This window comes from Pseudomonas sp. REP124 (assembly GCF_020164475.1).
Classification (GTDB): Bacteria; Pseudomonadota; Gammaproteobacteria; order Pseudomonadales; family Pseudomonadaceae; genus Aquipseudomonas.
The window spans coordinates 1-7,966 of sequence record NZ_JAIQWX010000215.1; the positions used below are offsets into that span (position 1 = coordinate 1).

Annotated in this window: 5 protein-coding genes; 1 reads left to right on the plus strand and 4 read right to left on the minus strand. The window is 63.0% G+C overall.

All coding sequences use genetic code 11. The annotated features are described in order from the left end of the window. Positions 1–43: 43 nt before the first annotated feature. From gcvP to K9857_RS28680, 3 genes are all read right to left on the minus strand, one after another. Positions 44–2,896 (minus strand): aminomethyl-transferring glycine dehydrogenase, encoded by a 2,853-nt coding sequence (gene gcvP / locus K9857_RS28670; protein ID WP_224541682.1) that lies wholly within the window; start codon positions 2,894–2,896, stop codon positions 44–46. 11 nt (positions 2,897–2,907) lie between these two features. After that, the gene (gcvH, locus tag K9857_RS28675) at positions 2,908–3,291 is read right to left on the minus strand and encodes a glycine cleavage system protein GcvH (RefSeq protein ID WP_175380561.1); all 384 of its coding nucleotides are present in this window, start codon (positions 3,289–3,291) and stop codon (positions 2,908–2,910) included. A gap of 435 nt (positions 3,292–3,726) precedes the next feature. Continuing rightward, positions 3,727–5,235 (minus strand): sigma-54-dependent transcriptional regulator, encoded by a 1,509-nt coding sequence (locus tag K9857_RS28680; protein WP_224541683.1) that lies wholly within the window; start codon positions 5,233–5,235, stop codon positions 3,727–3,729. A 248-nt stretch (positions 5,236–5,483) separates the two neighbouring features. Between K9857_RS28680 and K9857_RS28685 the strand changes: the two genes are divergently transcribed. Further along, positions 5,484–6,347: a DNA-3-methyladenine glycosylase family protein gene (locus K9857_RS28685; RefSeq protein WP_224541684.1), complete on the plus strand. Its 864-nt coding sequence runs from the start codon at positions 5,484–5,486 to the stop codon at positions 6,345–6,347. 138 nt (positions 6,348–6,485) lie between these two features. Here K9857_RS28685 and K9857_RS28690 read toward each other — a convergent pair whose 3' ends face one another. Beyond that, complete coding sequence (locus K9857_RS28690) at positions 6,486–7,835, minus strand: CoA transferase (protein ID WP_224541685.1); 1,350 nt, start codon at positions 7,833–7,835, stop codon at positions 6,486–6,488. Between the last annotated feature and the right edge of the window lie 131 nt (positions 7,836–7,966).

Below are 7,966 nucleotides of genomic sequence, written 5' to 3' on the forward strand. Positions count from 1 at the left end.
TGTGGTGTTCTTGAGTGGGGCGGGTTTACCGCCCCACATCTGTTTAAGCGTAGCTTTCGATCGACGGGCAAGCGCAAACCAGGTTGCGGTCGCCAAACACGTTGTCGACCCGACCGACCGGCGGCCAGTACTTGGCTTCGATCAGGGAGGCCACCGGATACACCGCCTGCTCGCGGCTGTACGGGTGCGACCACTCGCCGACCAGTTCCGCGGCGGTGTGCGGGGCGTTTTTCAGCGGGTTGTCGTCCTTGTCCAACGTGCCGTTTTCCACCGCGCGGATTTCTTCGCGGATGCGGATCATGGCGTCGCAGAAGCGGTCCAGCTCTTCCTTGGATTCGCTCTCGGTCGGCTCGATCATCAGCGTGCCGGCCACCGGGAACGACATGGTCGGGGCGTGGAAGCCGAAGTCGATCAGGCGCTTGGCCACGTCGTCGACGCTGATGCCGCTGCTGTCTTTCAACGGACGCAGATCCAGGATGCACTCATGCGCCACCAGACCGTTGCTGCCGGTGTACAGCACTGGGTAATGCTCTTCCAGACGACGGGAGATGTAGTTGGCGTTGAGGATCGCCAACTGCGAGGCGCGCTTGAGGCCAGCGCCGCCCATCATGCGGATGTACATCCAGGTGATCGGCAGGATGCTCGCGCTGCCGAATGGTGCCGCGCAGACCGCGCCTTCCTTGCGCTCCATCTGAGCGTGACCCGGCAGGAACGGCGTCAGGTGCGATTTCACACCGATCGGACCAACGCCCGGACCGCCACCGCCGTGTGGAATGCAGAAGGTCTTGTGCAGGTTGAGGTGCGACACGTCGCCGCCGAACTTGCCTGGGGCGCAGAGGCCGACCATGGCGTTCATGTTGGCGCCGTCGATGTACACCTGGCCGCCGTTGTCGTGAACGATGGCGCAGATTTCGCGGATGCCTTCCTCGAACACGCCGTGGGTCGACGGGTAGGTGATCATCAGCGCGGCGAGGTGTTCGCGGTGCTCGATGGCCTTGGCGCGCAGGTCTTCGATGTCGACGTTACCACGGGCGTCGCAAGCGGTGACGACGACGCGCATGCCGGCCATCTGGGCGGTAGCTGGGTTGGTGCCGTGGGCCGAGGACGGGATCAGGCAGATGTCGCGACGATCTTCGCCACGGCTCTGGTGGTAGGCGCGGATGGCCAGCAGGCCCGCATATTCACCCTGAGAACCGGCGTTCGGTTGCAGCGAGATCGAGTCGTAACCGGTGGCGGCGCAGAGCATCGCTTCCAGCTCGTCGGTCAGCTGCTGGTAGCCGGCGCTCTGCTCGGCCGGGGCGAACGGGTGCAGGGCGCCGAACTCGGCCCAGGTCACCGGGATCATTTCGCTGGCGGCGTTGAGCTTCATGGTGCACGAACCCAGCGGGATCATGGTGCGGTCCAGTGCCAGGTCCTTGTCGGCGAGCTTGCGCAGGTAGCGCATCAGCTCGGTTTCCGAGTGATAACGATTGAACACCGGGTGGCTGAGGATCGGCGATTGACGCACCAGCGCGGACGGGATGGTCGCGGCGACCGAAGCGGCGAGGGCGGCGAAGTCCGGCAGCGCCTTGCCTTCGGCCAGCAGCGCCCACAGGGTTTCGACGTCGGCCTGGGTGCTGGTTTCGTCGAGGGACAGGCCCAGACGTTCGGCGTCGACCACGCGCAGGTTGATCTGCTGGGCGCGTGCTTTTTCATGAAGCTGGGCGGTGGTGGCGCCGGTGTTCAGGGTCAGGGTGTCGAAGAAGCTGGCTTGTTCAACTTGAAGACCGAGAGAGCTCAAGCCTTTGGCCAGAATCGCCGTCAGCTGGTGCACACGCTGAGCGATCTGCGTCAGGCCTTTCGGACCGTGATAAACGGCATACATGCTGGCGATGTTGGCCAGCAGTACCTGCGCGGTGCAGATGTTGCTGGTGGCCTTCTCGCGGCGGATGTGTTGTTCGCGGGTCTGCATCGCCAGGCGCAGGGCCGGCTTGCCGAAACGGTCCACGGAGACGCCGACCAGACGGCCCGGCATGTCGCGCTTGAATGCATCCTTGGTGGAGAAATACGCCGCGTGCGGACCACCGAAGCCCAGCGGCACGCCGAAGCGCTGTGCGCTGCCGATGGCCACGTCGGCGCCGAATTCGCCCGGCGGGCTCAGCAGGGTCAACGCCAGCAGATCGGCGGCCACCGCCACCAGGGCATTGGCGGCGTGGAAACGCTCGGTCAGTTCGCGGTAGTCGAACAGGTCACCGTTGCTCGCCGGATATTGCAGCAGGGCGCCGAAGAATGGCGTCACGTCAGTCAGTTCAAGCTCGTCGCCAACGACTACGTCGATGCCCAACGGCTCGGCACGGGTGCGCAGCACATCGAGGGTCTGCGGGTGGCAGTGCACGGAAGCGAAGAATTTATGGCTGCCCTTGTTCTTGCTCAGGCGCTTGCAGAAGGTCATGGCTTCGGCGGCGGCGGTGGCTTCGTCGAGCAGGGAAGCGTTGGCGATCGGCAGGCCGGTGAGGTCGCTGATCAGGGTCTGGAAGTTCAGCAGCGCTTCCAGGCGGCCTTGGGAAATCTCCGGCTGGTACGGGGTGTACGCGGTGTACCAGGCCGGGTTTTCCAGCAGGTTGCGCAGGATCGGCGACGGCGTGTGGGTGCCGTAGTAACCCTGGCCGATGAAGGTCTTGAACAGCTGGTTCTTGCCGGCGATGGACTTGATCAGGGCCAGGGCATCGGCTTCGCTCAGACCGTCTTCGAGGCCGAGGACGCTGGTGCCTTTGATGCTGTCGGGGATGACGCTGGCGCTCAGGGCTTCCAGGGAGTCAAAGCCGAGGCTGTTGAGCATGGCCTGCTCGTCACCGGCGCGTGGGCCGATGTGGCGGGCAATGAATTCGTTGGCGGTGGTCAGGTTGACTTGAGTCATGTTCGTGCTCCTCAGGCTTCGGCTTGGGCTTTGATCAGACGGTCGTAGGCGTCCTGATCCAACAGTTTGGCGACAGCCGAAGCGTCGGCCGGCTTGAAGCGGAAGAACCAGCCTTCGCCCAGCGGATCTTCGTTGACCAGTTCCGGAGCGCTGTCCAGCGCCGGGTTCACTTCCAGTACTTCGCCGTCCAGCGGCATGTAGACGCCGCTGGCGGCTTTTACCGATTCCACGGTGGCGGCTTCAGCGCCTTTGTCGTAGGACTGCAGCTCAGGCAGTTGTACGAAAACCACGTCGCCCAATGCGTTCTGGGCGAAGGCAGTAATACCGACGGTGACCGAACCGTCAGCTTCGGCGCGCAGCCATTCGTGATCTTCAGTAAAACGCAATTCGCTCATGGAAACTCCTAGGGGGCCAGACTCGTCTGGTGGACGCGGTGGAATGCTTGGGCAGATGCCCTGATTTATGACTGGGTATTAAGCAAGAACGCGGCCAATCTGTTTTTATCGTTATAAATCAATAAGTTAATCTGATTTTTCGTGGGAATTAATTTATGGGCTGTAGCGAAATCGCTACAGGGGCGAGGGCAGAAAAAAGCTGAAGTGGATCAAAGCCTTGCGCAGCCGTGATCGGAGAGGGGTGTAGCGATATCGTTCCGCTGTAGCGCTTTCAGTACAGGTGGAGGTCGCTTTTGGAGTGATTTCTGCAGAACACTGACCAACCCTGTGGGAGCGAGCCTGCTCGCGATGGGGTTTTGTCATTCAGCATAGATGTCAGCTGGTACACCATCGCGAGCAGGCTCGCTCCCACAGGGTTTTGTGTTTGCAGGATGGCTACGGCTTGTTGGGTATGCCGTACTTGCGCAACCGATGGGCGATGGCGGTATGGGAGGTTTGCAGGCGGCTGGCCAGTTGCCGGGTCGAGGGATAGCTGACGTAGAGTTTTTCCAGCAGGGTCTTCTCGAAGTCATCCATCGCCTGTTCCAGGCTGTCGACCTCGTGATCGCTCTGGCGCGCCACCGAAGTGCCGGCGATGTCGAGATCGCCGATATCCACCAGACTGCTTTCGCAAATGGCCGCGGCGCGGAAGATCACGTTCTGCAGCTGACGTACGTTGCCCGGCCAGTGGTTGCCGAGCAGTGCCGGATAAGTGCCCGGCGCCAGGCGACAGACCGGGCGCTGGATCTGCGCGCAGGCCTGCTGCATGAAATAGCGCGCCAGCAGCAGAATGTCCTGGCCACGCTCGCGCAGCGGCGGGACTTCGACGTTCAGCACGTTGAGGCGGTAGAACAGGTCTTCGCGGAACAGCCCTTCGCTGACCATCTTTTCCAAGTCGCGGTGGGTGGCGCTGAGGATGCGCACGTTGACCTTCACTTCGCGATCGCCGCCGACCCGACGGAAGCTGCCATCGTTAAGAAAGCGCAGCAACTTGGCCTGCAAGTACGGCGACATCTCGCCAATCTCATCGAGAAACACCGTGCCCTGGTTGGCCAGTTCCATCAGCCCCGGCTTGCCGCCCCGTTGTGCGCCGGTAAAGGCGCCGGGGGCGTAGCCGAACAGTTCGCTTTCGGCGAGGTTCTCCGGCAATGCCGCGCAGTTCAGCGCCAGAAACGGCGAGTTATGCCGCGTGCTGATGGCGTGGCAGGCGCGGGCCACCAGCTCCTTGCCGGTGCCGGTTTCGCCCTGGATCAACAGTGGTGCATCAAGGGCCGCCACCCGTTGTGCGCGAATCTTGAGGTTGCGGATTACCGGCGATTCGCCCAATAACGAATCAAAGCCTTCGGCGTGGTCGTGGTGCAGCGCGGATAGACGCTCGCCGATGCGGTTCGGTTGATACAGGGTCAGCAGGGCGCCGGCATCGGTAATCGGCGTGGCGTCCAGCAACAGCGTCTGGCCGTTGAGGGTGATTTCCCGCAGCGGCAAACGGAAACCGTGTTCGAGCAACGTGTCGAGCAAGGCAGGATCGGCAAACAGATCGGCCACGCTTTCACCGGCGGGTTCCCGACCATACAGGGCGATCAGCGCCGGGTTGGCCAGCAGTACCTTGCCGTCGCTGTCCAACGCCAGAACAGGATCGGTCATTGCCGCGAGCAACGCATCGAGCTGCAAATGGCGACGCTGGCCGGGCAGGATGTCCACCACCGTCATCGCCTGCACGCCGCGCACGCTGAGCAGGGCATCGCGCAGCTCTTCGAGGACTTCCGGGCTCAGGGTCGGGGCGTCGATGTAGACGTTGGGCGGAACCATTTCCACCGCATCCAGGTTGAGATTGCGTCCACCGAGCAAGGCCAGGACTTCCTGGGTAATACCGACTCGGTCGATGAAGCTGACGTGGATACGCATGGGGCGGTTTCGGGTTCTGCAGTGCGGAGGGTGGCAAGTATGCCTTGGGGCGGGCGATTGGTGAAATCCTGTGGGGTCTTACGGGTAACAGGTGACCCATTGTGGGAGCGGGCTTGCTCGCGAATGCGTCGTGTCAGGCAACATGATTGTGTCTGATCCACCGCTTTCGCGAGCAAGCCCGCTCCCACAGGGTTCAGTGGTTTTGGGTTACCTTGCGCAACACCCCGCCACTGCAAGGCTGCTACGCCATGAAGCTATCGCTCAGATTTCAACCACCTTACGACTGGCCAGCCATGCTCGGCTTTCTGTCGGCGCGGGCGATTGTCGGGATGGAGGAAGTGGTGGACGGCGTTTACTCGCGCAGCATTGGCTTGAATGGCGTTCACGGCACGCTGTCGATCCGGCCTGAGTCGGAGGACTCACTGGAGCTGTCACTGGATTTCCCCGACCCGAGCGCAGTACCGGAGATCGTCACCCGGGTGCGGCGAATGTTCGATCTGGATGCGGATCTGGACACGATCCATCGGCAGCTGGCGGTTGATCCGCTGCTGGCGCGGTTGATCGCCGAGCGTCCGGGCTTGCGAATTCCGGGGGCATGGGATGGATTGGAGTTGGCGATTCGCGCGGTGCTTGGGCAGCAGATTACGGTGGTCGCGGCGATCAAGCTGGCGGGGAAACTGGTGGCGAGTTACGGGACGCCGCTGGTTTCACCGCGGAGTGGGTTGAGTCATGTGTTTCCCGAAGCTGCGGTGTTGGCAGCGGCGGATCTGGCGACGTTGGGCATGCCCAAAAGCCGTGGGCGAACGTTGTCCGGCGTGGCTCAGGCGTTGCTGGATGATCCGTTGCTGTTCGAGCCGGGCCGAACGGGAGGTGTGGCGCGGTTGCTGGCGTTGTACGGCATCGGTGACTGGACGGCGCAGTATGTGGCCTTGCGGCAGTTGCGCGAGCTGGATGGGTTTCCGTCGGGGGATGTGGGGTTGATCAATGCCCTGGCGGCGCTTGAGGGGGAGGCGGTGACGGCGCGTCAGTTGCAGGTGCGGGCGGAGGCGTGGCGGCCGTATCGGGGGTATGCGGCGCAGTTGCTTTGGACTTCGTTGAGTCGTAGTGATTGAGCTGATCCTGGAGATGCGTTGCCTGTTCGGACGCCTTCGCGGGCAAGCCCGCTCCCACAATGTCCGTGTTGAACACAAGTTTTGCGAACACCACTGAAACCTGTGGGAGCGGGCTTGCCCGCGATGAGGATCAGATAGTCACCACCACTGTGGGCGATGTGAGCCAAGTTCGGAGGCGGGGATGGTCCACTGCAAGGGTGTGCCGGTGATCTTCAGTGGCACATGCAGCCGATGCGCCGGTCCCCATGGCGTCTGTTCGACCAGCAATCCCTGATCCGCTTCATCTTCTGCCCGCAACGCTTCTTCTTTGCCGGGCCCATTTTCGATCAGCAACTTCGCCGTGCGCGCCAACGACAGCCGCGCCGAGCCACTGCGCCCGCTGCTCAAGCGCTCGGCCAACAACTTGATCGCACTGGCCGCCATCAGATACCCGGTGGCGTGATCCAGAGCTTGCACCGGCAAGGGCGTCGGCTTGTCCGAGCGCTTCCACTGCATGCCATTTTCGGCAATTCCGCTGCTCATCTGCACCAGGCTGTCGAAGCCGCGACGGTTCTGCCAGGGGCCGCTCCAGCCGTAGGCGTTGAGGCTGACGTCGATCAGGCCGGGGGCGAATTCTTGTCGTTCACTGACCCCGTATCCCAAGCGCTCCAGCGCGTCGGCGCGGTAGCCGTGCAGCACGATGTCGGCGTCCTTGAGCAAGGCTTCGAAAACGCTGCGATCGGTTTTGTCCTGCAGGTCGAGACGTGCGCAGCGTTTACCCAGAGTCATTTCCGGGATCACGCCCGGCTCGTTCCAGGACGGTGGATCGATGCGCAAAACTTCGGCGCCGAGGCCAGCGAGAAAACGGCTGGCGACGGGGCCGGCGAGCACGCGGGTCAGGTCCAGCACTTTTATCCCGGCCAGGGGTTGCGCCACCGAGCCCTGCCAGGGTTTAGCGCTCTGGTTGTTGTGGGTGGCGGATTGGACCAGTGGTTCGGCGTTCACGGCCTGGCCTTGAGGGTGTGCTTGCCACTCGGCCCAGCTACGCATTTCGGCGGCGCAGCCACCGGCTTCGACCACGGCCTGCTCCAGATCGCTCTTGGCCCATTGCGCGACTTTGGCCGCCATCGCGGTGCGGTCGGCGCAGGTGCCAATCACCGATTCGGCAGCGGCGCGGTGATGAGGGGCGTTGGTGTGGAGGCGGATCCAGCCGTCCTTGGCGGCGTAGTCGCCGGCGATCGGGTCCCACAACGGTGGCACGCTCCAGCCCAGTGGACGAATGGAGCTTGAGAACCAGAACGAAGCCAGGCGTCGGTCGACTTCGAGGCCGGGCAGGCGTCCGGTTTGTTGATGCAGCAGTTCGCTAATGGCCTGGCCCGCGGCCGCGATGCTGGCGCAGGCCAGGTCGGTAACGGCGAATGCCGAGGGCAGGGCGCCGCTGGCGGTGAACGGGATGGGTGTGGCTGGCAAGCCGAGTGCGGCTTGAATGGACGTGAGTAAATCAGTCATCGAAGGCCCTCCGGAACGAGAGCCCGATCATAGTTCATAAAAGGCGAGGCCAGATGAAATCCCATCCCTGTGGGAGCGAGCCTGCTCGCGATGGCGGTGTGTCATTCGGCATCGATGTCGGCTGGCACACC